At 73.4% G+C, this 25384-nt stretch carries 23 protein-coding genes and 1 tRNA gene; 8 read left to right on the forward strand and 16 right to left on the reverse strand.

Annotated features, from left to right (window positions below):
- The first annotated feature begins 41 nt into the window (after window positions 1-41).
- Window positions 42-1418 carry an alpha/beta hydrolase family protein gene (locus BN6_RS28725; protein WP_015103338.1) on the forward strand — a complete coding sequence of 459 codons (1377 nt, stop codon included), beginning with the start codon at window positions 42-44 and terminating at the stop codon, window positions 1416-1418.
- Between the two features lie 130 nt (window positions 1419-1548).
- Here BN6_RS28725 and BN6_RS28730 read toward each other — a convergent pair whose 3' ends face one another.
- On the reverse strand, window positions 1549-2223 hold the full coding sequence (locus tag BN6_RS28730) for a response regulator (protein WP_015103339.1): 675 nt from the start codon (window positions 2221-2223) through the stop codon (window positions 1549-1551).
- Window positions 2220-4781: a sensor histidine kinase gene (locus BN6_RS28735; RefSeq protein WP_041318467.1), complete on the reverse strand. Its 2562-nt coding sequence runs from the start codon at window positions 4779-4781 to the stop codon at window positions 2220-2222. The genes BN6_RS28730 and BN6_RS28735 overlap by 4 nt, the downstream gene beginning before the upstream one ends.
- 213 nt (window positions 4782-4994) lie before the next feature.
- Here BN6_RS28735 and BN6_RS28740 point away from each other — a divergent pair, with 213 nt between their 5' ends.
- Window positions 4995-5981, forward strand: coding sequence for a hypothetical protein (locus tag BN6_RS28740; RefSeq protein ID WP_148303063.1), 987 nt, complete (start codon window positions 4995-4997; stop codon window positions 5979-5981).
- Here BN6_RS28740 and BN6_RS28745 read toward each other — a convergent pair.
- The 6 genes from BN6_RS28745 to BN6_RS47510 all read right to left on the reverse strand — a co-directional run bounded on the left by BN6_RS28745 (window position 5974) and on the right by BN6_RS47510 (window position 10189).
- A complete protein-coding gene (locus tag BN6_RS28745; RefSeq protein WP_015103342.1) occupies window positions 5974-6663 on the reverse strand; it encodes a GNAT family N-acetyltransferase in 690 nt (229 codons plus the stop codon). The genes BN6_RS28740 and BN6_RS28745 overlap by 8 nt on opposite strands.
- 107 nt (window positions 6664-6770) lie before the next feature.
- Window positions 6771-7502: a GAF and ANTAR domain-containing protein gene (locus tag BN6_RS28750; protein ID WP_015103343.1), complete on the reverse strand. Its 732-nt coding sequence runs from the start codon at window positions 7500-7502 to the stop codon at window positions 6771-6773.
- Complete coding sequence (locus BN6_RS28755) at window positions 7499-8329, reverse strand: GAF and ANTAR domain-containing protein (RefSeq protein WP_051075780.1); 831 nt, start codon at window positions 8327-8329, stop codon at window positions 7499-7501. The genes BN6_RS28750 and BN6_RS28755 overlap by 4 nt, the downstream gene beginning before the upstream one ends.
- A gap of 151 nt (window positions 8330-8480) precedes the next feature.
- Entirely contained in the window at window positions 8481-9467 is a 987-nt protein-coding gene (locus tag BN6_RS28760; protein ID WP_051075781.1) for a hypothetical protein, read from the reverse strand.
- 215 nt (window positions 9468-9682) lie between these two features.
- Window positions 9683-9853, reverse strand: coding sequence for a hypothetical protein (locus tag BN6_RS47030; RefSeq protein ID WP_158509456.1), 171 nt, complete (start codon window positions 9851-9853; stop codon window positions 9683-9685).
- 171 nt (window positions 9854-10024) lie between these two features.
- Complete coding sequence (locus BN6_RS47510) at window positions 10025-10189, reverse strand: RGCVC family protein (RefSeq protein WP_085983534.1); 165 nt, start codon at window positions 10187-10189, stop codon at window positions 10025-10027.
- A 213-nt stretch (window positions 10190-10402) separates the two neighbouring features.
- On the opposite strand from BN6_RS47510, the gene BN6_RS42570 reads away from it, so the two are divergent.
- Window positions 10403-10915, forward strand: a complete 513-nt coding sequence (locus tag BN6_RS42570) for a DUF5994 family protein (RefSeq protein WP_051075782.1) — start codon at window positions 10403-10405, stop codon at window positions 10913-10915.
- A gap of 506 nt (window positions 10916-11421) precedes the next feature.
- A complete protein-coding gene (locus tag BN6_RS28770) occupies window positions 11422-12288 on the forward strand; it encodes a maleylpyruvate isomerase family mycothiol-dependent enzyme (protein WP_041314405.1) in 867 nt (288 codons plus the stop codon).
- 29 nt (window positions 12289-12317) lie between these two features.
- Here the strand turns inward: BN6_RS28770 and BN6_RS28775 are convergent.
- Window positions 12318-12391: transfer RNA gene (locus BN6_RS28775), tRNA-Arg, on the reverse strand.
- A gap of 558 nt (window positions 12392-12949) precedes the next feature.
- On the opposite strand from BN6_RS28775, the gene BN6_RS28780 reads away from it, so the two are divergent.
- Window positions 12950-14659, forward strand: a complete 1710-nt coding sequence (locus BN6_RS28780; protein ID WP_015103348.1) for a PHP domain-containing protein — start codon at window positions 12950-12952, stop codon at window positions 14657-14659.
- Window positions 14660-14722: 63 nt separating this feature from the next.
- Here the strand turns inward: BN6_RS28780 and BN6_RS28785 are convergent, their stop codons facing one another.
- The 3 genes from BN6_RS28785 to BN6_RS28795 all read right to left on the reverse strand — a co-directional run bounded on the left by BN6_RS28785 (window position 14723) and on the right by BN6_RS28795 (window position 18881).
- Complete coding sequence (locus tag BN6_RS28785) at window positions 14723-16315, reverse strand: pentapeptide repeat-containing protein (protein ID WP_015103349.1); 1593 nt, start codon at window positions 16313-16315, stop codon at window positions 14723-14725.
- Window positions 16316-16866: 551 nt separating this feature from the next.
- The gene (locus BN6_RS28790; protein ID WP_015103350.1) at window positions 16867-18420 is read right to left on the reverse strand and encodes an MDR family MFS transporter; all 1554 of its coding nucleotides are present in this window, start codon (window positions 18418-18420) and stop codon (window positions 16867-16869) included.
- Window positions 18417-18881: a MarR family winged helix-turn-helix transcriptional regulator gene (locus tag BN6_RS28795; RefSeq protein ID WP_041314408.1), complete on the reverse strand. Its 465-nt coding sequence runs from the start codon at window positions 18879-18881 to the stop codon at window positions 18417-18419. Before BN6_RS28795 ends, BN6_RS28790 begins: the two co-directional genes overlap by 4 nt.
- 99 nt (window positions 18882-18980) lie before the next feature.
- Between BN6_RS28795 and BN6_RS28800 the strand changes: the two genes are divergently transcribed.
- Both BN6_RS28800 and BN6_RS28805 read left to right on the forward strand, forming a co-directional pair.
- Window positions 18981-19532: a TetR/AcrR family transcriptional regulator gene (locus BN6_RS28800; RefSeq protein ID WP_041314411.1), complete on the forward strand. Its 552-nt coding sequence runs from the start codon at window positions 18981-18983 to the stop codon at window positions 19530-19532.
- A 94-nt stretch (window positions 19533-19626) separates the two neighbouring features.
- Entirely contained in the window at window positions 19627-20901 is a 1275-nt protein-coding gene (locus BN6_RS28805; protein ID WP_015103353.1) for a cytochrome P450, read from the forward strand.
- A gap of 13 nt (window positions 20902-20914) precedes the next feature.
- Here BN6_RS28805 and BN6_RS28810 read toward each other — a convergent pair whose 3' ends face one another.
- The 4 genes from BN6_RS28810 to BN6_RS28825 all read right to left on the reverse strand — a co-directional run bounded on the left by BN6_RS28810 (window position 20915) and on the right by BN6_RS28825 (window position 24388).
- Window positions 20915-21523: a TetR/AcrR family transcriptional regulator gene (locus BN6_RS28810; RefSeq protein WP_041314414.1), complete on the reverse strand. Its 609-nt coding sequence runs from the start codon at window positions 21521-21523 to the stop codon at window positions 20915-20917.
- 61 nt (window positions 21524-21584) lie between these two features.
- Entirely contained in the window at window positions 21585-22169 is a 585-nt protein-coding gene (locus tag BN6_RS28815) for a suppressor of fused domain protein (protein WP_015103355.1), read from the reverse strand.
- Between the two features lie 69 nt (window positions 22170-22238).
- Window positions 22239-23798, reverse strand: a complete 1560-nt coding sequence (locus BN6_RS28820) for an MDR family MFS transporter (protein WP_015103356.1) — start codon at window positions 23796-23798, stop codon at window positions 22239-22241.
- Between the two features lie 29 nt (window positions 23799-23827).
- Window positions 23828-24388 carry a TetR/AcrR family transcriptional regulator gene (locus BN6_RS28825; RefSeq protein ID WP_231904774.1) on the reverse strand — a complete coding sequence of 187 codons (561 nt, stop codon included), beginning with the start codon at window positions 24386-24388 and terminating at the stop codon, window positions 23828-23830.
- A gap of 175 nt (window positions 24389-24563) precedes the next feature.
- Between BN6_RS28825 and BN6_RS28830 the strand changes: the two genes are divergently transcribed.
- Window positions 24564-25367, forward strand: a complete 804-nt coding sequence (locus BN6_RS28830) for a class I SAM-dependent methyltransferase (RefSeq protein ID WP_015103358.1) — start codon at window positions 24564-24566, stop codon at window positions 25365-25367.
- Window positions 25368-25384 lie beyond the last annotated feature (17 nt).

Below are 25384 nucleotides of genomic sequence, written 5' to 3' on the forward strand. Positions count from 1 at the left end.
GCGAGGATTCACGGTGTCGGACGAAACCCCTGGGGGACACCGTGATCGTCAACCTCGCCCTGACCGCCGTGCTGGCCGTCGCACCCGTGGCACCCGCCGCGCCGGTCCGACCACCCACCCCGCCGGACCTCGTCTCGTCCGAAGTGGACTTCCGGACGGCGGACGGGCTCACCCTCGGCGGCACGGTGTACGCGCCGCGCGGCGCGACCGGGACGCTGCCGGCGCTGCTGCTCGTGCACGGCTCCGGCACCGGCGGCCCCGGCTACCGCGAGCACCTGCGCGGCGAGGCGGAGGCGTTCGCGCGGCAGGGGATGGTGGTGCTCGCGCCGGACAAGCGGCAGAAGGACTACACGGCGTTCCACCGGGACTTCGACCAACTCGCCGACGACGCGCTGGCCGCGTTCGCGGTGCTGCGCGACCGGCCCGAGGTGGACCGGGCGAAGGCCGGGATCTGGGGGTTGAGCGAAGGCGGCTGGGTGGTGCCGATCGCGGCGGCGAAGTCGGCGGAGGTGAGGTTCGTGGTGCTGGCCGCCGGACCGACCCTGCCACCGCTGCGCCAGCAGGTGTGGAACGTGACCAACAAGTTCGAGCGGACCGGCGTCGGCGGGTCGATCGCCGACGCGTTCCCGACCACGTGGCACCGGATGATCGGCGACGCGGGCATGTTCGGCGGGGCCCACCACGACCCGGTCCCGCCGCTGAGCCGGGTGCGGCAGCCCGTGCTCGCGCTGTGGGGCGAGCACGACACCGCCGTGCCGCCCGCGGAGAGCGCCGAGATCCTGCGCGACACCCTGTCCCGCGCCGGAAACCCTTTCTACACCATCAAGTTCGTCCCGGACGCGGGGCACGCGATGCACCTGGCCGACGCACGCGGCAAGCGCCTGCCCGACCTGGTGCCCGGCTACGCGGACGCGGTCGGCGACTGGGTGGCCGCCGTCGCCGCGGGCGACCCGCCGCGCGAGTCGGTGGCACCGCCGCCCGCGCAGGGCCGGCGGTCGGTCGAGGTCGCGCCGTCGTCGTGGTGGGAGTCCGCGCCCGTCCAGTTCGGCTTCCTCGGCCTGTTCGTGCTCCTGTTCGGCGCGTACCCGGTGCTGTGGCTGTTCCGCCGGCGTCCGGGCACGTGGCCGGCGCGGGTGCTGGTGGTCACCGGGCTGGTCGGGCCGCTGGGCGCGGTGGGCTACCTGTCGACGCTGATGTTCAGCCTCACGGAGAACACCGTCGAGGCCGGCCCGCTGCTGGGCGACCGGCCGCTGATCTGGCTGGCGTGCCAGGCGGCGGCGGTGGCCGCGGTGGTGTCGACCGTGCTGGTGGCCCGGCGGTGGCGCTCGTCCGCGGACCGGCTGCGCCAGGGCTTGGTGCTCGCCGGTGGCGCGCTGCTCGTGCCGTGGTCGCTGTACTGGGGCCTGCTGCTGCCATAACACCATCCACTTAGGACAGATACGCCGGCCCCGGCGACGACTCCGTGCGACGTGGCCCACACCGTCGACGCCGTGCGGCGGTAGGCGGCCGGTGTCGGGAAGCCAGGGCGAGGACGGCGGTGAGGGCGGGTTACGGGCGGAACAGGTAGCCGAGGCCGGGTGCGGTGAGCAGGTGGCGCGGGTGCGACGGTTCGGGTTCCAGTTTGCGGCGCAGCTGGGCCAGGTAGACGCGCAGGTAGTGGGTCTGGCTGTAGTAGCCCGCGCCCCACACCCGGTCCAGCAGGTCGCGCACGCTCACCGGCTCGCCGCCCGCCCGCACCAGGACCTCCAGCAACGCCCACTCGGTGCGGGTCAGGTGGACCTCGGCACCGTCGCGGCGGACCCGCTTCGCGTTCAGGTCGACGGTGAACGACGCCGCCAGCACGGGCGGTTCGCCCTCGCGCCGGGGGCCGGTGCGCCGCACGGCCGCCCGCAGCCGGGCCAGCAGCTCGTCCACCCCGAACGGCTTGGTCACGTAGTCGTCGGCGCCCGCGTCCAGGGCCGCGATCTTGTCGTGGGCGTCGGCACGGGCGGAGAGCACCACGATCGGCGTGGTGACCCGTTCGCGCAACGCCGCGATCACCGCCACGCCGTCCATGTCCGGCAGTCCGAGGTCGAGCAGGATGACGTCCGGCCGGCCGTCGACCTCCGCCAGCGCCGACGCGCCGTCGTGCGCGGTCAGCACGTGGTAGCCGTGTGCTTTCAACGTGATGCGCAAGGCGCGGACGATCTGCGGGTCGTCGTCCACGACTAAGACCGAGGTCATGCGACCGCCACCTCCGCGACCGGCAGCGAGATGACGATCGTCAAGCCGCCGCCGGGCGTGTCCTCGGCGACGATCGTGCCGCCCATGGCGTCCACGAAACCCTTGGCCACGCTCAACCCCAACCCGACGCCGGGGGTGCTGTCGCGGTCGCCGAGCCGCTGGAACGGCGCGAACACGGCGTCCGCGGTGTTCTTGGGCAGTCCCCGCCCGTGGTCGACCACCCGCAGCTCGACCCGGTCGCCGTAAGCGCTGGCGCGGACCGCGACCTCGGGTTCGTCGGCGGTGATCGCGCCGTCCCCGTCGACGTCGACCAGCCGGCGCGGCGAGAGCCGGCCGTGCCGCAGCGCGTTGTCGATCACGTTGGCCACCACCCGTTCCAGCAGCCCGACGTCGGCGCGCACCTGGGGCAGCTGCTCCCCCACGTCGACCGACACCAGCCGGCGGTCGTCGATGCCCGCCAGCGCCCGCGCGACGACCTCGTCGAAGGTGACCGCGCGCAGCACCGGCCGGACCGCGCCGGTGGCCAGCCGGGACGAGTCGAGCAGGTTGTCGATCAGCCCGGCCAGCCGGTCGGCCGACACCTCGACGGTCTCCAGCAGCTCCTCGGTGTCCTCGGGCGAGAGCGGCAGGGTGTCGTCGCGCAGGCTGCCGATGGCGGCCTTGATCGACGTCAACGGCGTGCGCAGGTCGTGCCCGACGGCCGAGAGCAGCGCGGTGCGCAGCTCGGTGGTCTCGGCGCGGCGCTGCGCGTCGGCCGTCTCGGCGGCCATCCGCTGCTGCCGCAACGCCATCAGCGCCTGCCCGGCGGCGGCTTCCAGCGCCCGCTGGTCGCCCGCCGGCAGCGTCCGGCCGCGCAGCGCCAGGTGCACGTCCGAGGTGACCGGCACGTCCGCGTCGGCCTCGTCCGGCTCGTCGCACGGCCGGGGCCCGACGCACGCCACCCGCTCCCACTCGCCGCCGCGCCGCTCCAGCAGCGCGACCGACTCCAGCCCGAAGTTCTCCCGCACCTTCTCCAGCAGCCGGGCCAGCGGGTACGGGCTGGTCAGCACGGTGCGGGCGTAGGAGGCGAGCAGCGCGGCCTCGGTGCGGGCCCGCGCGCCCTGCTCGGCCAGCCGCGCCGCCCGGTCCACGACCAGCGCGACCAGCACCGCGACGGTGAGCATGGCCAGCAGGGTGATCAGGTTCTCCGGGGTGGCCACGGCCAGGCTGTAGTAGGGCGGGGTGAAGAAGAAGTTCAGCAGGCCCGCGCCGAACAACGCCGCGCCGACCGCCGGGCCGAGCCCGCCGACCAGCGCCACCACCACCGTGACCAGGAAGAACCCGATCAGGTCGGTGGAGAAGGTCAGGTCGTCGCGGGAGAGCACGCCGAGCCCGGTCACCGCGAGCGGCAGCAGCACCGCGAGCGCCCAGCCCAGCAGCACCCGGCCCCGGGTGAGCGGGTTGCGGCCGACCGTCCAGCGGGGGCCGCGCCGGGACTCGGCGTGGGTGACCATGTGCACGTCGATCGGCCCGGACGACTGGATCACCGCCGCCCCGATCCCCTCGTCGAACACCCGCGCCAGCCGCGACCGCCGCGACGTGCCCAGCACCAGCTGGGTCGCGTTCACGCCGCGCGCGAAGTCCAGCAGCGCCGTGGGCACGTCGTCGCCCACCACCGTGTGGAAGGTCGCGCCCACGTCCTCGGTGATCTTCCGCAACTTGCCGACGACCTGCGGCGACGCGCCGGTCAACCCGTCGCCGCGCATGATGTGCACGACCATCAGGTCCGCGCCCGCCCGCACGGCGATCCGCCGCGCCCGCCGGATCAACGTCTCGCTCTCGTTGCCGCCGGTGATCGCCGCGACGACCCGTTCCCGGGTCTCCCACGTGTCGGTGATGTGCTGCTCGGTCCGGTACCGCTGCAACGCCACGTCGACCTGGTCGGCCACCCACAGCAGCGCCAGCTCGCGCAGCGCCGTCAGGTTGCCCAGCCGGAAGTAGTTGCCCAGCGCCGCGTCGATCTTGTGCGCCGCGTAGACGTTGCCGTGCGCGAGCCTCCGCCGCAGCGCCTCCGGTGTGATGTCGACCAGCTCGACCTGTTCGGCGCGCCGCACCACCTCGTCCGGCACGGTCTCCCGCTGCGCCACGCCGGTGATCCGCTGCACCACGTCGTTGAGCGATTCCAGGTGCTGCACGTTGACCGTGGACAGCACGTCGATGCCGGCGTCGAGCAGCTCCTCGACGTCCTCCCACCGCTTCACGTTGCGCGAGCCCGGCACGTTCGTGTGCGCCAACTCGTCCACCACGGCGACCTCGGGCGCACGGGCCAACAACGCGTCGATGTCCATCTCGCCGAACTCGACGCCACGATGTCCGAACGCGGTGCGCGGCAGTTGCTCCAAGCCGTCGAGCAGCCGCGCGGTCTTCTCCCGGCCGTGCGTCTCGACCAGCCCCACCACCACGTCCGTGCCGCGCTCCCGCCGGCGGTGCGCCTCCCCGAGCATGGCGAACGTCTTGCCCACACCAGGTGCCGAGCCGAGGTAGATCCGCAGCTCGCCGCGTTTGCGCTTACCGTCCACCCGGACAGTGTGCTCGCCGTGCCGCCGCACCTCAGCGTGACCATCGAGACGCGCTAGGAACGCGTAAACGACCGCATCCGGTGCTTGCCCGCCACCCCGTGCGCCGGGTTCGACCGACCGCGCCAACGGCACTGCGGAACCGGCTGGTCACGGATGGTGGCGATTCGCCGGAACGGACATCGCCGACCGCCGCCCCGCCATACGATCGGGCCGATGAGGGATCTTTCACGGGGAGTTGGCGTCGCGGCCGCGGCCGCCGTCCTGGCGGCGCTCGCCGGGTGCGGGACCACGTCCGGGACGCCGGTCGGCGGCACGACGGTCGTGGAGCAGCCGAACGCCACCGGCCTGCTCGGCGCGCTGCGCAAGGTCCGGGCCACCGAGCAGTCGGCCCTCCTGGTCGAGTACGGCAACGTCGACGCCGTGCGCGAGCTCAAGGAGTCCGACCCGCAGCGCTTCCGGTCGTTGGAGGGCTACGGCTACTCCGACCTCGCCGGCAAGGCCCCCGTGCTGCGCGACGCGGCCGGGTTCGACCCGCGCGGCGCCGCCGAGGCGATCCGGGTCGGCAAGCCGCCGGCGTGGGCCGGGGTGGTGTGGCTGCAGGTGGACGTCGGCCTGGTCAACAGCAAGTTCGAGCGGACCGGCGCCAAGCGCGCCGACGAGGCCGACGCCACCACCTGGATCACCGCGAACGACGACGAGGTGGACCTGAAGAGCCCGTTCGCCGAGCTGGGGATCGTCACCGGGTTCAACAAGGTGCGGGTCGCCGGCGACTCGATCGCGTTCGGGCCGTCGGCCAAGACCCTCGGGTGGGTGGTCGAGCCGGGCGGGGTGACGCTGGGCGGCGACAACCCGGTCAGCGAGCTCGCGGAGTGCCTGGGCGACGTCGTCGCGGCGATGATCGCCACCGGCCCCACGTCGGTCGCGGCCGGGATCCGGGTGGACGGCGACCAGGTCGACGAGGTGGTGTGCGCGCCGTCGGACCAGCCCGGCGAGGTGAGCCGCCGGGTGCAGGCCAAGCTGGACGACGTGTCACCGCAGGGCGGCCCGGTCTGGTCGACGGTGTTGCGCGACGCGCGGGCCGAGGCACCGGGCGACCGGCCCGGCATGGTGCGGGTCGTGGTGCCCGCCGGTCCCGGCACGGTCGCCGGCCGGGTGTTCCAGTCCTTCCTGCGCAACGACCTGCCGGCGCTGTTCAGCTGACGCCCGAGGGGACGACGTTGGTCGCGATCACCACCGACCAGCGCGTGGTCCAGCCCAACGAGGTGTAGAGCCGCTCGCCGTCCGGGCTGGCCAGCAGGATGCCGGTGCGCGCGCCACGCACCACGGCGGCCTCGGCCAGCGCGCCCATGACGACCGTGCCCAGGCCGCGCCGCCGGTGCCCGGGGTCGGTCTCGATCCGGTCCGGCACCGCGTCGGGCCCGATCACCCCGGCCAGCCCGCTCGCCGCCAGGTCGCCCGACTCGTGCCGCACCTCGGCCTTGAGCACCGCGCCGTCGACCGAGGTCGTGGTCCGGTACGGCCCGGCCGCGGGCCGGGTCGGGTGGCCCGCCAGGTCGCGGGTCATCAGCCACTCCCGCGACTGCTTGACCACCAGGCCGGCGGCGCGCAGTTCACGCTCGACGGCGTCGGGCCGCGCGGTGGGCACGGTCAGCCAGGCCGCCTCGGCGTGCCCGGCGACCTCGGCGGCCAGCACGCCGACCGTGCCCGGCTCGTCGTCGGCGCGCAGCGCGACCACCTCGTGGTGGCGGCCCGGCCGGCGCAGCAGGAAGTGCAGCCCGCCGCCCGCCTCGCGCGGCGGCTCCCAGCCCCGGCACGCGCTCCAGCCGCGCTGCCACCGCCGGACGAGGTCGGCGGTGTCCACATCGGTCGCGTGACCGGTCATCAGACGTCCCCCAGGTCGACTTCCCCGAGTATAAGTCGGTTCCCGGCGAGCCGAACCCGCTCCGGGCCGACTCGGGAGTCCACAGTCGACGGACCGCGGCGGCGGGTTCAGTCGCGTCCGGTGGGCCGCGCGGCGTTGGGCAGCGAGTCGTGGATGACGGCGGCCGCGACCTCCAGCAGCTTGCTGTTCGTGGCACGGGCCTGGGTGCGCAGCGTCGCGAACGCCTCGTCGATCGGGATCTGGAGGCGCTCGGAGAGCACGCCCTTGGCCTGCTCGATGACGATCCGGCTGTTGAGCGCCGTCTGGAGCTGCTCGGTGACCACCTCGTGCCGCCGGACGATGCGCTCGTGCAGGATGCCGATGGTCGCCATGTCCGCCAGACCCCGGGCGAGTTCGAGCGCCGACGGGTCGAGCGTCCTGGGCGTCGCGGTGAACAGGTTCATCGTGCCGATGACCTGCTCCCGCAGCCGCAGCGGCAGGGCGTGCACGCCGCGGAAGCCGCCGTCCAGCGCGGCGGCGGTGAACCGGGGCCACCGCTCGTGCGCCTCGGCGAGGTCGGCGCAGCTCACGGCGGCACCGGTGTGGTAGCAGTCCAGGCAGGGGCCCTCGGAGTTCTGGAGCTGGAACAGCTCCAGCAGCCGGGCCTGCTCGGTGGAGGCGGCCACGGTGGTCAGCGTGTCGTGGTGGTCGACCAGGAGCAGACCGCACGCGTCGACGTCGAGCAGTTCGGCGCAGCGATGCGCGAGCACGTCGAGGAAGTCGATCACGTCGAACTGGGCCACCAAGGTGTCGGCGAGCATGATGAAGGTGTCCCGGATCCGCTGGTCTTGGGTTTTCATCGGTCGTTGCCCTCCTCGGCGTCCTTCTCGTCGTCGGCGTCGCCGCCCTCGGGAAGGGGAAGTCCACGGTCGTTGTCGGTCAGGCGCAGCCGCCGGGCGAGCACGGCGTCGGCGATCTCGGCTATCGGTCGTTCGTCGGCCACGGCGTGGGCGCGCAACCGCGCCAAGGCGTCGGTGAGGTTCACCCCGAGTTGGATCGCGACCATGCCCGCGGCCTGGTGCACCCGGGCGCGGTGCGTGGTGAAGCTCCCGTCGAGCAGGTCGTCCAGTGACGGGCTGACCCCGCCGCGCTCGTCCAGCGCCAGCACCAGCACGGCGTCCACGCAGGCCAGCGCGCTGGTCAGGGCCCGGGTGCCGGGCAGCCCCGGCTCGTCGCGGTAGCAGGACAGCACGCCCAGCCGGACCGCGCCCGCCCGGACCGGCAGGGCGATCACCGCCCGCACGCCCAGCTCCGCGGCCCGCACCGCGAACAGCGGCCACCGGGCCGCGGACCGGGCGGTGCCCAGGTCGTCGACCAGCACCGGCGAACCCCAGGACGCCGAGTCGAGGCCGGGCCCCTCGCCGAGGGTGGTCTGCGACTCCTCCACCTCGTGACTGCGCTCGTCCGTGGCGTAGACCGGTTCGGGCAGACCGCCGTCGCGGGACATCGACAAGCACGCACCCGCGGCGTCCAGCACCTCGACGCACACCAGCACAGCGTGCCGCACGGAGACCGGTTCGCCGTCCCGCCGCGCCAGTTCCCGCAGCCGGGTCCACACGCCGGCGGCGGACGAGCCGGCCGGGCGACGCCCCGCGACACCGCCGTCGGACGGGCGGTCCAGGTTCACTCCGGTCAAGCCGCCTCTCGCTGCCGTCCGTCGCGGTGGCCCGAACGGGTGGGTCGCGCGGCGAACGGCTGTGCCGCCGACCACCGGGCCCGATCCGGCACCAACGTACCGCCCACGCCCGTTCCCGCCACGCGCGGACCGGGCGGCCCGATCACCGGCCACCCGCGACAGCCGGGCGAAAGGCGCGGATGCGGTGCGCCAGCTCCTGCGCGCCGGGGTGCGACCGCCGCCGCTCGGCCTCGTTGCGCAGCGGCACCAGCCGTTCGACCGGGCGGGCCGACGCCAACTCCCCGCACAGCGCGAGCGCGCGCCGCCCCACCACCACGCCCGGCGCGATCTGGTCGTCGACGAAGTGGCAGACCGCCAGCGAGATGAGCGTGAACGCCCGGCTGCGCGTCATCTCCAGCTCGTAGCCGTCGAGGGCGGAGTCGAGCACCGGCACGGCGGTCCCCGCGTACCGGGGGTCGACCCGCTGCGCCAGCTCGGTGTAGACCACCCCGGTCAACGCCGCGAGGTCGGCGGAGGTGAAGAACGCCAGCCAGTCGGGCACCGGTTCGCCCCCGCCGGCGTGGTCCTCGCGCACGGTGGACATCACCAGCGCGATGTCGTCGTCCACGCCCAGCCGCGCCCGCGCCCACGCCTGGTTGGCCCGGACCAGGGCCACCGCCGTGCGCGATCCGCTCGCCCGTGCCGCCAGCTCGCCCAGCCGGAACTCGGCCAGCGCCCGGACGGGTTCGTTGTGGTGCAGCCACAGCCGGCCGATCCGGTAGTAGACGTTGGCGGTCAGCGCGGCGTTGCCGGCCGTCGCGGCCAGGTGCAGCGCCGTCTCGAAGTGCTGGAGGGCCGACGCGACCAGGCCCACGTCGAACGACGCCCACCCGGCCAGGTTGTGCAGGTCGGCCACGGCGGTGTGCAGCGGGCCGTCGAGCCGCTCGGCGACCGGCAGGGACAGCAACCGCAGGGCTGCGGGTAACCGCGCCACCGCCGCGTCCCGGGTGCGCCCGCCGCCGTGCCGGTGGTCCAGGACGCGCAGATCGGCGGTGAACGCCGTCAGCTCCGCGATCTGCGCGGTGCCGACCCGCCTCGGCGGGTCGCGGGTACCGTCGTCCGGTTCCACGACCTGCTCGGATTCCGACACAGCCCACCTCCGGACAGACACCAGTTCGACTGGCTGCCCGCCGGGGTCCGGGGCGAACGCGCGCCGCCCCAGACTCTCACGCCGCATCCGGGCACGCTCACGCATACACCCGTCCGGCAGAGTCGACCCGGGCACGGCACCCCGGTCGTGCGGAGACGTGTTCGGTGCTGATCACCGAGGTGTGCGGATCACCGGATCGTGCGGGGTCGTGCCGGTCACTCGGTCGTGCGCGGTCCCTGCTCGGACGGCTCGTCGCCGGACGGGGAGCGGTGCGGTTCGCGGAACAGCGGGTCGGCCGGGCCGTCGCCGTCGGGCGGCGCGGCCTGCACCGCGGGCCGGTGGACGTCGGGGTGGCTGAACACCGCGTCGGTGGGGCGCTGGGTCATCGGACGGGCTCCGACCGGCGGCGGACGTGCAGGGGTGACATGGTTTCCGACTTTCTCCGCGGCTCGCGGGCGCGCACACGCTACCCGGTGCGGACACCTTGCGCGGATGGTCCGGAGGACTCGGGCCGAGCCCCGGCGACGACGCCGACGCTACACCCCGGGGCGTCCCCGCTACCGGCAGATGCAGGCCCGGTCCAGCGCGGAGGAGACGGTCGCGGCGCAGAACCGCGCGGAGAGCGGGTCGTGGGTGCTCGACGGGTGCGGGCAGGCGGCGCAGCGGTCGTCACCACCGGCCCGGATGTCGATCGTCACGTCGTTCGGGAGGGCAGTGGTCATGCGGTGCTCCGATGAGCGGTGCGGAAGACAGGACGCCGGAGGTCCCGGCGGTTCCCACGGGCCGGCGATGGCGAAGTGGACGCCCACGGCGGTGACCCGCTCCCGTCGGTGTTGACGGTACTCCGGTCCCGGTGGCCCCACGGCGGCCCCCCAGGGCGTAGACTGGGGGGCACCGAGGGCATGTCGAGCGTCGGCGGTCGAGCCGATGCCGCCTTGGGCTCACACGGAAGTCCGGCCGGCCCCGAGCCGACCGGAGGCGGGAGCGCCAAGATCATCCCGGATCTGATCGACACCACTACCGGCGACACGCTGTCGCACGAGCTGCGACTGGCGGTGAAACCCGAGTCCGGACGCGGCGGCAAGGTCGACGGCGCCTGGTGGCCGTGGTCCACCGACCCCGCGGCCGAGTTCCCCCCGCTGATCGCGGCACTGGGCGTGCACGACCCGGTCCGCCGCGTCGCCTACCACCTGCGCACCTGGCAGCGGACCGCCACCAGGATGGCCGTCGACGGCGTCGCGGTGCGCCTGGAGGGCTTCCCCTTCACCCACCCGGACACGGTGAACCTGATCAGGGCGGACCGCACGCGGATCCGGCTGGTCGTGGTCCCGCCGGGCACGCCGGGCGGGGTCGCCCTGGCCGTGCTGCACGACGCGTCGACGTCGGACAGCGCCACGACCGTCGAGGAGATCCTGGCCGGCAACGGCCTGTCCTCCGGCCGGCGCTAGCCGGGCCCACCCCGGCACCAGTCGGACCCGCGCCGGCACCGGGCGGGCCCGCGAACGCTCCACGAGGAGGACCGGTGGGAAACCGCGAGTGGCGCGACAGGCCGTCGCCCGTGTCCGGCACGGCCTGACACCCCTTCGAACAGGACGGCCGCGGCGGCACCCCGCCGCCGCGGCGCGTTCCCGAGGTAGACGAGCGGCCCCACCGCGTCCTGCCCCACCGCGTCCTGCCCCACCGCGTCCCGCCCCACCGCGTCCCGCCCCACCGCGTCCCGCCCCACCGCGTCCCGCCCCACCGCGTCCCGCCCGGGTGGCAATTTCGGCACGCCACCACCAGGACGCGCGGACGCCCCCTTCCCGGCCGAGCACCGCCGCGGCAGCCAGGTCCGTGCGCCGCGGCCTTCGGGTGCGGGCAGTTCGGCGAAGGTGCGCTCCTGCGTTCGCGGGAAAGATCCGGGCGGCCGGCGCTGTTATGTTCGGGTGATCGCCGGGACGGCCGGGAGGTGCCGATGAGCGACGTGTCCGGGCAGGAAGCGGTTGTGCGGGAAGTCTTGCCGGTGGTGGCCGCGAGGTTCGCCGACCTCGTCGCCCGCGCCCCGGCACCGGGCGCGATGGCCACCCGGGACTGGACCGTCGCCGACACCGCCGCCCACGTCACGGCCATCGCCGTCCGCTACACCGAGGTGCTCGCGCCGGGCGGTGCGGTGCCGGCGGGCGAGTTCGCCGACCACCTGCCCGACACCACGGTGGACACCATCACCGAGCTGAACAACGTGACGCTGCGGCACTTCACCGAGCGTGACCCCGCCGTCCTCGCCACCGTCCTCCGGTCCGCGACGGACACCGTCGTCGCGCTCACCGCCGACACCGACCCGAAGCGGATCGTGCCGTGGCTGGGCGGTTCCCGGGTGCCCGTCGGCGGGGTGCTGGCGCACCTGGTCAACGAGCTGCTCGTGCACGGCTGGGACGTCGCCCGCGCGACCGGAGCACCATGGCCGATCCCGCCGCGCGAAGCCGCGCCGCTGTTCGACCTGTTCATCGTCGGCATGATCCGCAACGACGTCGGCCACCTGCTCGACGGCCCGCCGCCCGACGACCGGCGCATCGCCGTCGCCTTCCGGTCCGACCACACCGCGCCGGTCACCCTCGTCCTGCACCGGGGCCGGGTCGGCGTCCAGGAACCGGGCGAACCGGCCGACGTCCGGGTCTCCTTCGACCCGGCCACCCTGAACCTGGTGCTGTTCGGCCGGGTCGGGCGCGCCCGCGCCGCGCTGACCGGGAAGCTCCGCGTGACCGGCCGCCGGCCGTGGCTGCTGCCGACGTTCCTGCGCACCGTCCGCCTGCCCACCAACGCGGCCCCGCTGCCGGCCGGGTGACCCCGGGCGCGGCGGGTGTCGTGCACCAGTGCCCCCGCCAGGACTCGAACCTGGGACCTCGACGTTCGTAGCGTCGCGCTCTGTCCACCTGAGCTACCGGGGCGTGGCGGTCCGGCCACGGGTGTGGCCGGACCACCGGCTTCGCCCTGGTCACCGGGATCGGCGGCGGGGGCGGGGGAGAAAGGTCTTCGTCGTCGTCCGCGCTGTACCCGGACGAGCCTTGGGAGGCCGGGAAAAGCAGGAGCCGCCCGGCTCGGTTCCCCGATGGGCGGCTCCCGGTGCCTGACAGTCTCACGTCACGGCGAGGAGCCCGCGCGCACCAGGATCTCCGGGCGCTGCCAAGGGAGAAGTCGGCCGCGCACAGCGGGTACCGCACCTCGGCACCACTCCCACCTGCCCGCCACGACTTCCTCCTCCGCTCGTTCGACGCGCCAAGAATCACCGACGACGACTCTGACCGTCAACCGGATTTCCGGCCACGCCCCAACCGGCCGGCCGCCTCGACCCCGGAATCCGCCCGGCGCACCACGACGGGCAGCGTCACGTGGAATACCGCCGAGATCTGGCGAAAAAGTTCACTTGGTGTTCGCGCTTCCCTTCCGCCACAAGGACATCCGACTCACGATACTTCGGCGCGGGCGTCGGCGGAGCGGAGTTTTCCATGTCGCATCAGCATAACCACGACCACGACCACGGTCACGGTCACGACCACCACCACGAGCACGTCGAGGCCGAGGGCAGTTGGCGCGACGCCGAGGACGACCGGCCGCTCTCGGTGGCCCGGCGCAGGTTCCTCGCGGGCCTCGGGATCGCCGCGGCGGGCTCGGCGGCGTTCGCGGACCCGGCCGCCGCGCACGAGCCGGAGCGCCCGAGTCGACCGGTGAACCCGTGGAACGGCCACGACCGCTGGTACGCGGGCGACCACCACATCCACACCCAGTACTCGCCGGGCGCGCAGTACGAGGTGGCCACGCAGGTCGCGAAGGCGCGCGAGCACGGCCTGGACTGGCTGGTGATCACCGACCACGGCGGCGTGGCACACCAGAAGTTCTCCGTCGACCTGGTCGCGCCGGACATCGAGAAGGCCCGGCGCAGGTACCGGGACACGTTGGTGTACCAGGGCCTGGAGTGGAACATCCCGGGCGCGGAGCACGCCACGGTGTTCCTGCCGCCGGGCCGGTCCACAGTGGACATACTGCGGGCGTTCGAGGCCGCCTACGACGGCGGCGTGCTGTCCACGCCCGTCTCCCAGGGCGGCAAGGGCCTCATCGCGCGCGCCACCAGCTCCGACGGCGAGCCGTACGCGCTGGCCGCGCTGCGCTACCTGGAGGCCCAGGTGCTGGCCGGCCGCACCGAGGTCGCGCTGATGTTCGCCAACCACCCGGCCCGCCGAGGTCTGGACAGCCCGCACGAGCTGCGCGGCTGGCGGGACGCCGCACCGGGGGTCGCGGTCGGCATGGAAGGCGCGCCGGGCCACCAGGCGGCGGGCATCCCCGCCGCGAACGGCGGACGCGGCGGCGCGCGCGGCTTCTACGAGGGCGCGCCCAACGCGGACAGCTTCCCCGGCTACCAGCCGTCCGCGCTGGAGAACCCCTACCGCACCTACGGCGGGTTCGACTGGATGACCGCGAAGGTCGGCGGCCTGTGGGACTCGCTGCTGGCCGAGGGCCGCCCGTGGTGGGTGACCTCGACGTCGGACAGCCACCAGGTGCACCGCGACACGTTCGTCCCCGGCACGCAGGACCACAACACCACCGGCAGCCGCGGCGCGCCCGTGGACACCGGCAAACCGCAGGTCTACGGCGACTACTGGCCCGGTTCCTACAGCTCGACGCTGGTCGGCGCGCGGTCGAAGTCCTATGTGGACGTCATGCGCGGCTTGCAGGGCGGCAAGGTCGTCGCGGTGCACGGCGGCCTGGTCGACGGCCTCGACCTGCGGGTCCGCTCCGGGCTCGACGGGCGTGGCGTCACCATCGGCGGGCGGACGTTCGTGGAGCGCGGCGGCGACGTGGAAGTCGTGGTGGAGGTGCGGCTCGCGCGCCGGCCGAACTTCGGCGGCGTCGTCCCGCGCTTGGCCAAGCTGGACCTGATCGGCGGACCGGTGACCGGTCCGGCGGCGGACCGGGACGCGCTGTCCGCGCCGGGCACGGAGGTGCTCAAGACGTTCGAGGTGGCCCGCACCGCGCGCGGAACGGTGCGGTTCACGCACACGTTCCGCGCCGTCGAGACGTCGTTCTACCTGCGGCTGCGCGGTGGCGACGGCAACCGGCTCACCGCGGCCGGCGGCCCGGTCGTGGACGTGATCGGCGACGCCGACCCGTGGTCGGACCTGTGGTGCTACGCCAACCCGGTGTTCATCGACGTGGTGTGACCGCCGGCGCTGTGCTGTGCCCGTCCCATCAGCCGGGCACAGCGCGGGGCAGGTCCGCGGGGGTCACCAGTGCCACACCATCGCGGCCGAGAGCGCCAGCAGGAGCAGCAGCGCGATCCCCCGCCACATCCGGTAGCCGTAGCCGGTGAGCGAGCGCATCAGCAGGCTCCACGCCGTGACCGCCGGCCCGGCCCAGCCGACCGCGCGGGCCCGTTCCGCGTACCGCAGGCGCTGCTTCTCCACCAGCACGGTCGCCGCGTCCACCTCCTGCCCGTCCGACCGCAGCACCGCCGCCAGCCGGTCGTAGGCGTCGGGGGTGAACCGCCGGCTCGCGCGGCGCAACTGCGCCAGCCGGCGGCGCACCGCCGGACCGTCCTCCAACCGGGGCTCCAGCCGCAGGTAGTCGAACCCGGCCAGTTCGACGCCGCCGCCCGCGCCCCACAGGAACCGGTTGTCGTTGAGCAGGGCGCACCGCGCGTACCGCAGGTCGACCCGGCCCTGCGGCGCGTCCTCCACCGCCAACCCCAACTCCCCGGTGACCAGCCTGCACGCGTCGAGCGCGACGGCCCGTGCGGCCAGGTGCGCGCCGCGCAGGTCGACCCGGCCTCGGACGGCCGCGCCGGAGAGCACGACGGTCCCTTCCGCGGCCATGTCCGCCAGCCGCAGGCCGTCGCCGATCCGGGTGTCGCGCAGGTCCAGCGCGAGGCCCCCGGAATCGTGCAGGGACGCGCCGGACAGGTCGACCCGGCCGCCGACGTCCATGCCGGACAGCCGCAGGCCGTCGTCGCTGCGGGTGCGCACCAGGTCGACGTCCCCGCCGACGTGCGCACGAGCCCCGGACACCCCGCGCAGCTCCGCGTGCGAGGCCCGCAGGTCGCCGCCGATCCGCGCGTCCACCAGCCGCACCCCGGTGTGCACCAGCGCGAACGCCAGGTGCACGTCCCCGGCCACCCGCGCCCGGTCGAGTGACAGCGGTTCCTCGTCCACCTGCACCGCGCCCAGCACCAACGACCCGCCGACCGCCGCACCGACCAGCGACAACGACCGCAGCCGCGCCTCGGTCAGGTCGACGTCGCCGGTCAGCCGCGCCCGGTCGGCGACCAGGTCGGCCAGCCGCGCCTGGCGCAGCGTCACCGCGCCGCCCACCCGCGCGTCGGCCAGCAGCACGGCGCCCGTCGCGGTGACGCCGATGCGCACGTCGTCCTCGCCCAGCACCCCGCCGCCGACCCGCGACCCGCGCCCGTCGAACGCCACGCCGTCCGCGCCGTCCAGCACCGCCCCGGCCAGCACCAGGTCGCCGCCGACCGCCAGCCGGCGGGCCCGCACGGCGGCGATCCGGCTGTCCCGCAACGACAGCTCGCCGCCGACGGTCGCGTCGCCCAGCTCCACCGGGCCGTGCACGGACGTGCCGGACAGCAGCAGGTCGCCCCGGCAGCGCAGGCGGCGCGCGTCCAGGCCGGGCAGCACGCAGTCGTCGAACTCCAAGCGGCGCACGAAGGACTCGCTCAACACCGGCGGCGCGTCGAACCGGCAGCGCGTGAACCGCAGCGAGCGCAGCGGCGCGTCGAGCGGTTCGAGCACGCCGGTCACGTGGGCGTCGAAGAGGTCGACGTCACCGTCCCCGAGTTCCGCGGCCGGGATCTCCCCGGTCGTCATCACATCCCCCTTCGCCCGGTGCCGGCGGCACCGGGGTGTGGGCGATGTTAACGGTGCATAGTCACCTTTCTGTCCGCGCCGATGCGGAACCTCCTCCCCCGACGGCGGCCCTACCAGCCGGCTCGTGCCGGGACGGGCGCGCGGCAGCGGTTGATCTTGGGATCGGGTTGCCGTAGTGCCCGGCGGCGTTCCGCCACACGGGTTCCACCCAACCGTCATGCCCCGCCCGCGCCCTTCGGCCCGTGGCCGTTCCGGTACGGCGCGAGTCCACGCCCGGTCGTACCTGACCGTCGAGTTCGTGGCTGTGTTCTCGGGTGTGGTGAGCCCGTGCACGCTGTTGTGGCGCGGCACAAGCCCCAAACCGCTGCTCCCGGTGTTCGGCCCGGCAGCGGCGAGCGCGCTCGCGTTCGGTTCCGTGCACATCGCGTTCGGCAATTGGGTGGCCGTGAGCACTGTCGACCGCCGGCGGCTGGATCTCCGCCTCCCGGTACCGGACCAGTCATCGCGAAGCCCCTGCCCGGGTCGGAAGACTCAGGCAGGGGCGGGAGCGGTCAGACCTTGGCTTCGACCTTGGCTTCGGGCAGGTCGAGGCTGGATCGGAGGGTGACCGGCTTGAGGAGCAGTGCGGCGACCACGCCGACCACGGCGATGCAGGCCGAGATCAGGAAGATGTGGCCGGTCGAGTCGCCGTACGCGGCTCGGACGATGTGCTGCACCCCTTCGGGCAGGGCGTCGAGGTTGAGGCTGCCGCCGCCCGCGCCGGTCGCCGGGATGCCGGCGGCGGTGAGGCCGCTGGTGATCCGTTCCTGGACGTCGCGGGCCAGCACCGCGCCGAGCACCGAGACGCCGATCGTGCCGCCGAGCGAGCGGAAGAACGCGATGGTCGCGCTGGCCGAGCCGATGTCGCGCAGCGGCACGGTGTTCTGGACCGCCAGCACCAGGTTCTGCATGCTCATGCCGACCCCGATGCCGACCAGCAGCATCGCGCCGCCGACGAGCACCAGGGACGTATCGTGGTCGATCGTGCCCAGTGCCGCGAAGCCGGCCACCAGGGTGATCGCGCCCGCCACGATGTAGGGCTTGACCTGTCCGGTGCGGGTGATCAGCCGGCCGCTGATCACCGACGCGCCGAGCACGCCGGCCATCATCGGGATGGTCAGCAGGCCGGCTTCGGTGGGCGTGTAGCCGCGGCCGATCTGGAAGTACTGGCCGAGGAAGACCGCGCCGCCGAACATCGCCATGCCGACCGCGACGCTGGCCAGGATCGCCAGCGCGGTGGTGCGCCGCTTCACGATCTCCAGCGGCACCACGGGTTCGGCCGCCCGCGACTCGACGAACACCGCCAGGGCCAGCAGGACCACCGTGCCGCCGACCATCGCGCCGCTCTGCCACGACACCCAGGCGAACGAGTCGTCCACGAACGAGATCCAGATCAGCAGCACCGACACGCCGGCGGCGATCAGGGTCGCGCCCAGGTAGTCGATCTTCACGCCGGTCCGCCGCACGGACGGCACGCGCAGTGTCGCCTGGAGCACGAACAGCGCCAGCAGGGCGACCGGCACGCCGATGAAGAAGCACCAGCGCCAGCCCAGCCACGAGGTGTCCACGATCAGGCCGCCGAGCAGCGGGCCGCCGACGGTGGCCACGGCCATCACGGCGCCGAGGTAGCCGTTGTAGCGGCCGCGTTCGCGGGGCGGGATCATCGCCGCGATCACGACCTGCACCAAGGCTTGCAGACCGCCGACGCCGATGCCCTGGAAGGCGCGGGCGGCGATGAGCTGTTCGGCGTTCTGGGCGAAGCCGCTGATGACGGAGCCGGCCGCGAAGATCATGATGGCGACCTGGACCATGGTCTTCTTGTCGAACAGGTCGGCCAGCTTGCCCCAGATCGGGGTGGTGGCGGTGGCGGTGAGCAGGGTCGCGGTGACGACCCAGGTGTACTGGGTCTGGGACCCGTCGAGCGCACCGATGATCTGCGGCAGCGCGGTGGACACGACCGTGCTGCTGAGCATGGCCACGAACAGCACCAGCAGGAGTCCGCTGAGCGCTTCGAGGATCTGCCGGTGGCTCATCGGTGCGGTGCCTTCGGCAGGCGTGGCACTCATCGAGCTGCCTCCAAGGTGGAGCCCAGGGCTCCTTCGACGTCGGTGGTGAGCCGGCCGAGGGCCGAGGTGAGCGCCTCGACCTCGGCCGGTGACCAGTCCGCGAGCGCCCGGGTCATCAGGTCGTCGTACCAGCCCCGGGCCTCCGCGAGGGCGGCGTGCCCGGCGTCGGTGACGACCAGCACGCTGGCCCTCCCGTCGGCCGGGTCGGCGCGCCGTTCGACGAGGCCGTGCGCGACGAGCGCGGCCACCGCGCGGCTGACCGTGGACGGGTCGAGCCCGGTGCGCGACGCCAGCTCCTTGGCGTGGCACCCGCTGGACCGGTGGATCAGGGTCAGCGTGCCCACCAGGCCGGTCGGCACCGGCGGGTAGTGGTCGGTGCGCTGGTGGCGCACCATCCGGACGATCTTCATCAGGTCGCGCAGCCGCTCTACGAGTTCGCCGTGGTGCGGGCCGGTGTCCACGTTGACCCCTTTCCCGGAATGCTTGCTTACTACAAGCATCTATCAAACTTGCTCGCTGCGCAAGTTTGCCCAGTGGGCAAACCTGTAACCTGGATCTCGATGGACCCCGGACTGCGCGAGCGCAAGAAGTCGGCCACCCGCCAGGCCCTGCACGAGGCCGCGGTGCGGCTGGCGCTGGAGCACGGCCCCGACCGGGTCACCGTCGAGTCCATCGCCGACGCCGCCGACGTCTCCCGCCGCACGTTCTCGAACTACTTCGCGGGCAAGGAGGAGGCGATCTTCCACGGCGACCTGCTGCGGCTGCGCCGATTGCTCGCCCTGGTCCGCGACCGCCCGGCCGACGAGCCGCCGCGCGCCGCCCTGACCGAGGCCGCGCGGCTGCTGCTGGCCGGGAGCGACCGGCCGGACCCGCTGTGGGTGGCCCAGCGCCGCCTGCTGCGCGGGCACCCGAGCCTGGTCGCCCACCAGGTGGCCGCGTACGCGGTGGTGGAGCGCGAACTGGCCGCGGAGGTGGGCGCGCGGGGGCTGGACGACCTGCGGGCCCGGGTGCTCGCCGCGACGTTCCTGGCCGCCCTGCGCGCGGCGACCCAGCACTGGCTGGAGCACCCCGACCGGAGCCTCGCGGAGTGGGTCTCCGAAGCGTTGGCGTAAAAAAGATGCACGACGTGCACATTTTGGTACCGTGAGTTACCACCACCCTGAGCAGCGGCCCGGTTACCCACCGGGTCGGGAACAGGACTCGCGGATGACCAGCCCCACCGTTTCCCCGGACCGCAGGCCCAGCCAGGACCGGCTGGCCCTGCGGCTGCCGCCCGAGTACACCGAGCGCGCGCCGGACCGGCCGTTCCACCCGGCGGCGCACCAGAGCGAGCTCGGCCGGGAGGGGCCGGTGCACGAGGTCGCCCTGAGCGACGGCGACCGGGCGTGGCTGGTCACCGGCCACGAGGAGGCCCGCGCCCTGCTCGCCGACCCGAGGCTGAGCTCCGACCGGTTCCGCAGCACCCGGATGGTCGAGAAGATCCCGCCGGAGCTGCGCAAGCGCCTGCTCGACCCGGCCACCCGCGCGGGCAACTTCATCACCATGGACGCGCCCGACCACACCCGCTACCGCCGGCTGCTGACCGGCCAGTTCACCGTGCGCCGGATGCGGCTGCTCGAACCGCGCGTCCACGAGATCGTGACCAGCCACCTCGACGCGATGATCGAGGCCGGGACGTCGGCCGACCTGGTCCCCGCGTTCGCGCTGCCGGTGCCGTCACTGGTGATCTGCGAGCTGCTCGGCGTCCGCTACGAGGACCGCGACGAGTTCCAGGAGCGCACGTCCACGCTGCTGCGGCTCGACGCGCACGTGGACGACGTGGTGCGGGCGGCCGACGAGCAGCGCGCGTTCATGCGCGCCCTGGTCCGCCGCAAGCGCGTCGAGCCCGCCGACGACCTGCTGTCCGGCCTGATCGAGGCCGAGGCGGCGCTGACCGACGACGAGCTGGTCAGCATCTCCAACCTGCTGCTCATCGCGGGCCACGAGACGACCGCCAACATGATCGGGCTCGGCACGTTCGCGCTGCTGGAGCACCCGGCGGAGCTGGCCAGGCTGCGGGCCGACCCGTCCCTGACCCCCGGCGCGGTGGAGGAACTGCTGCGCTACCTGTCGATCGTGCACCTGGGCCCGATCCGGCTCACGCTGGAGGACGTGGAGATCGGCGGCGTCACCGTCCCGGCCGACTCGACGGTGATCGTCTCGGTGCCGGTGGTCAACCGCGACCCGCGCACCTACCGGGACCCGGACACGCTGGACGTGGCCCGGCCGCGGGTGTCGCACCTGGCGTTCGGGCACGGCATCCACCAGTGCCTGGGCCAGCAGCTGGCGCGGGTGGAGATGGCGGTGGCGTTCACCGAGATGCTCCGCCGACTGCCCGGCCTGCGCCTGGACCTCCCCGCCGGCGAGGTGCCGCTGCGCAGCGACATGCTCGTCTACGGCGTGCACAGCCTGCCCGTGTCCTGGGACGAGACCGCGTCCTAGCCGGCCCGCCGGGCTAGGCCCGGCCGGACGGGCCGGGGGCGAAACCGGCGTCGAGGCGGTCGACCATGGTCGCGATCAGGTCGGCCGCCGGGCGGTGGTCCCCGGTGTCGAGCCACCAGGTGACCACGACGCGGAGGGTCGCCATCACGGTGGCCGCGAACATCGCCGGGTAGAGGTCCGCCGCGGGGTCCGTGCCGACCTTGGCCGCGACCGCGTCGGCCAGGGCCTTCTCCTGCGCGTGGAAGGCCGACATCAGGTGCGGCAGCAGGGCCGGGGTGCGGCGCAGGACCCGCATCTGCTCCAGCTTCGCCCGGTCGAAGCGCGCCGGCACGATCTCCACCAGCGCCTGGCGCAACGCCTCCAGCACCGGTTCGGTGGACGGGCGGCGGGTGAACGCCTGGACGAACGCCTCGGCCGTGGCCACGTCCCCCGCGACGACCGCCTCCTCCTTCGAGGAGAAGTAGTTGAAGAACGTCCGCAGCGACACCCCGGCATCGCGCGCGACCTGTTCGACCGTCACCTCGTCGACGCCGCGTTCGGCGCACAGGCGCAACGCGGCGTCGGCCAACGCCACGCGGGTGGCCAGCTTCTTGCGCTCCCGCAGTCCGGCAGGTCGAGTCACAGGGGACAACTTAGACAACCCCACGCCTCCCGGCGCGCCACCCGTCCGGGGCGGGTTGTCCTCAGCCGCGCCACGACAGGTCCGTGACCAGCAGCGGAGCGCGGTCGGTGAGCACCGCGTCGACCCCCGTCCGGACGATCAGCGCGAGTTCGGCGGGCGTCACGCCGACCAGCTGGAGGAACTCGACCTTGCCGTTGACGGTGTCGATCCGGCCCAGCTCCGGGTCCACGACCAGCGCGAACCCGGTCAGCGCGGTGCCTTCGGCCAGCGGCGCGCGCAGGTCGACGTGGTCGCCGGCCGCCAACAGCTTGCGCTCCCCCGACACGTACCGGGCCAGCCACTGGAGCAGGTCGAACGGCCAGCCCGGCGCGGTCTCCTCGGTGCCCCGGGCGAGCCGGAACGTCAGCTCGAAGCCCCACCCGGACCACTCCGGGTCGTCCTCGGGGCCGGCTTCGGCGAGTTCGGACAGGCCGTGGGTGACGTAGTGCCAGTGCCCGGCCGCAGGGAACGCCGAGCACCCCTGCAAGCCTGGGACCTGGTCGAACGCCGGTGGCGGGAGGAAGGCGACGTGGCGCGGCTCGATGCCGGGGTAGCGCGCGGCCAGGGCGGCGTCGAGGGCGGCCCACCCGGGTGGAATGTCGTTCACCGCGCAATCATCACCCGAACGTGCGACAAGGCCGCCGGTTTTCCGGCGGCCTTGTCAGCAGGTGGGATCTCAGTGCCCGGCGGCGGACTCCGCGGCCAGCCGCTCGTCACCGCTGAGCGTCTTGAGCGGCTTCTCCTTGATGAACAGCACCGCGAGCAGCGCCAGCACCGCGATCGGCGCGCCGATCAGGAACAGCTCGGCGGTGGCGTCGGCGTAGATGCCCTTGACGACCGCCTGCACCTGCACCGGCAGTTCGGACAGGTTCGGCACCGAGCCCGACTCGCCGGCCGGCAGCGGGCCGAACGCCTCGGTGGTCTTCGCGGTCACCCGGTTGGCCAGGATCGCGCCCAGCACGCTGACGCCGATCGCGCCGCCGAGCGAGCGGAAGAACGTCAGGGTCGACGTCGTCGCGCCCAGGTCCTTGGCCGGCACGTCGTTCTGCGCGACCAGCACCAGGTTCTGCATCAGCATGCCGACGCCGACACCCAGCACGGCCATGTGCACCGAGACCATGAACACGCTGGTCTCCGCGCTGATCGTGGCCAGCAGGCCCATGCCGCCGACCATCACCACGCCGCCCGCGACCAGGAACACCTTCCAGCGGCCCCACTTGGTGATCAGCTGGCCCGCGACGGTGGAGGACACCAGCAGGCCGAAGATCAGCGGCAGGCTCATCAGCCCGGCCTGGGTGGGCGTCTTGCCCAACCCGATCTGGAAGTACTGCGACAGGAACACCGTGCCGCCGAACATCGCCACGCCGACCAGCGCGCTGGCCAGGGTGGTGAGCGCGACGGTCCGGTTGGCGAAGATCGACAGCGGCACGATCGGGTCCGCCGCCCGCGACTCGACGAAGACCGCCAGCCCCAGCAGCACCAGGCCGCCGACCACCATCAGCGCGCTCCAGCCGGACATCCACTCGAACTGGTTGCCCGCCAGGGTCGTCCACACCAGCAGCGTCGACACGCCGGACACGATCAGCACCGCGCCCAGGTAGTCGATCTTGACCTCCTTGCGCACCACCGGCAGCTTCAGCGTGCGCTGCAACAGCGCGATCGCGGCCAGCGTGAACGGCACGCCGATGAAGAAGCACCAGCGCCAGCCCAGCCACGACGTGTCCACGATGACGCCGCCGATCAGCGGCCCGGCCACCGTGCCGACGCCGAACACCGCGCCGAACAGGCCCGCGTACTTGCCCATGTCGCGCGGCGGGATCATGGCCGCCATCACGATGGTCGCCAGCGCCGTCATGCCGCCCGCGCCCAGGCCCTGCACGATCCGGCTGGCGATGAGCACCTCGACGTTCGGCGAGAACCCGGCGATCAGCGAGCCGACCACGAACATGCCCAACGAGAGCTGGATGAGCAGCTTGCGGCTGTAGATGTCGGCGAGCTTGCCCCACAGCGGCACGGTCGCGGTCATCGCCAGCAGCTCGGTGGTGACCACCCAGGTGTAGACCGACTGCGACCCGTCCAGGTCGGCGATGATGCGCGGCAGCGCGTTCGAGACGATCGTGGACGCCAGGATCGCCATGAACATGCCCAGCATCAGGCCCGACATGGCCTGCACGACATCTTTGTGCGTGTTCTCCGCGCTCGGCGCGGACTTGTCGTCGGTCGTTCCGACGGACATCGTTCCCCCCTTCGACAACACTTGCGAGCTCAAGGTCCGGTCGGCGTGGCCAGTCCCGCGAACAGCAGCTCCAGGGCTTCGCCGAGCAGCAGTTCCAGCGGGCGCCCGTCGTCCGGGTCGATCCACCGGGCGAACGCGACCCGGCACGCCGCGCCCGCGGCGGCGACCAGCACCATCGGGTAGAGGTCCGTCGCGGCTTGGCCGGCCCGTTCGGCGACGGCGGCGGCGAGGTTGCGCTCGGCCACCTCGCCACTGGCGAAGACCTTGGCGAGCAGCACCGGGTGCTGCTGCACGACGCGCATCCGGAGCACCCACATGTCGCCCTCGTCGGCGAGCCCCTCGGCGATCTCGGCCAGCAGGGCCGCCTTGAGCGCCGCGCCGGGCCCCAGTGCCGCGGGCTGCTCCAGCACGCGCCGGCGCAGCCGGTCCCCGGCCTCGGGATCCGGCGCCACGACGGCGTCCTCCTTGCCCGCGAAGTAGTTGAAGAACGTGCGGGGGGAGACGCCGGCGGCGGCGCTGATGTCCTCGACGGTGACGTGGTCGTAGCCGCGTTCGTGGGCGAGCGTGACAGCCGCGCGGCTCAACGCCACCCGCGTCTGTCGTTTCTTACGGTCACGAAGACCGGGCTCGCCGTTCACTCGATCAGCGTACGAGCGAAGATGCAGTGACTGCAACTTTGCAGAGGCTGCACGTTTTGTGATCCGCCTCTCCCCATCGGGGGAATTGAGGTGCGCCACCGACGGGTGATCACTAGCGTCGGACCGCGTGACCGATCCGGACTGGCTGCGGCTCAACCGCGAGAACTGGGACGACCGCGTCGCCGTGCACGTCGGCAGCGAGTTCTACGACCTGCCGGGGTTCCGCGCGGGCCGGTCCGCGCTGCGCCCGTTCGAACCGGACGAGGTCGGCGACGTGACCGGCAAGCGGCTGCTGCACCTGCAGTGCCACCTGGGGCTGGACACGTTGTCGTGGGCCCGGCTGGGCGCGGCGGTCACCGGTCTGGACTTCTCCCCCGCCGCCGTCGACGCCGCGCGCACCCTGGCCGGCGAGGTCGGGCTGGACGCCGCACGGTTCGTCGTCGCGGACGTCCACGACGCCCGCGAGGCGCTCGGCGAGGACCTGTTCGACGTGGTCTACACGGGGTTCGGCGCGCTGGTGTGGCTGCCGGACGTCTACCGGTGGGCACGGGTCGTGGCGTCCCTGCTGGCCGAGGGCGGGTTCCTCTACCTGGCGGAGTTCCACCCGGTTTCCCAGGTCCTGGGCGAGGACGGCCGATCACTGGCCTACGACTACTTCCAGTCCGCCGGCGAGACGTGGGACGAGCCGCACACCTACACCGACGGGCCGGCGCTGACCAGGACCAAGTCCGTGCAGTGGCAGCACTCGCTGGGCGACATCGTCACCGCGATCACGCGAGCCGGGCTGCGGCTGGAGTTCCTGCGCGAACGCGGGACGACCCTGTTCCAGGCCAACGAGGCCCTGGTCCGGGTGGGGCCGGACGACTACCGCTTCCCGCCCGGCCACCCCAGCCTGCCGATGATGTTCTCCTTGCGGGCGAGCAAGTCCTGACCACGACCGCCGAGGAC

It is taken from the genome of Saccharothrix espanaensis DSM 44229 (assembly GCF_000328705.1).
Taxonomy (GTDB): Bacteria; Actinomycetota; Actinomycetes; order Mycobacteriales; family Pseudonocardiaceae; genus Actinosynnema; species Actinosynnema espanaense.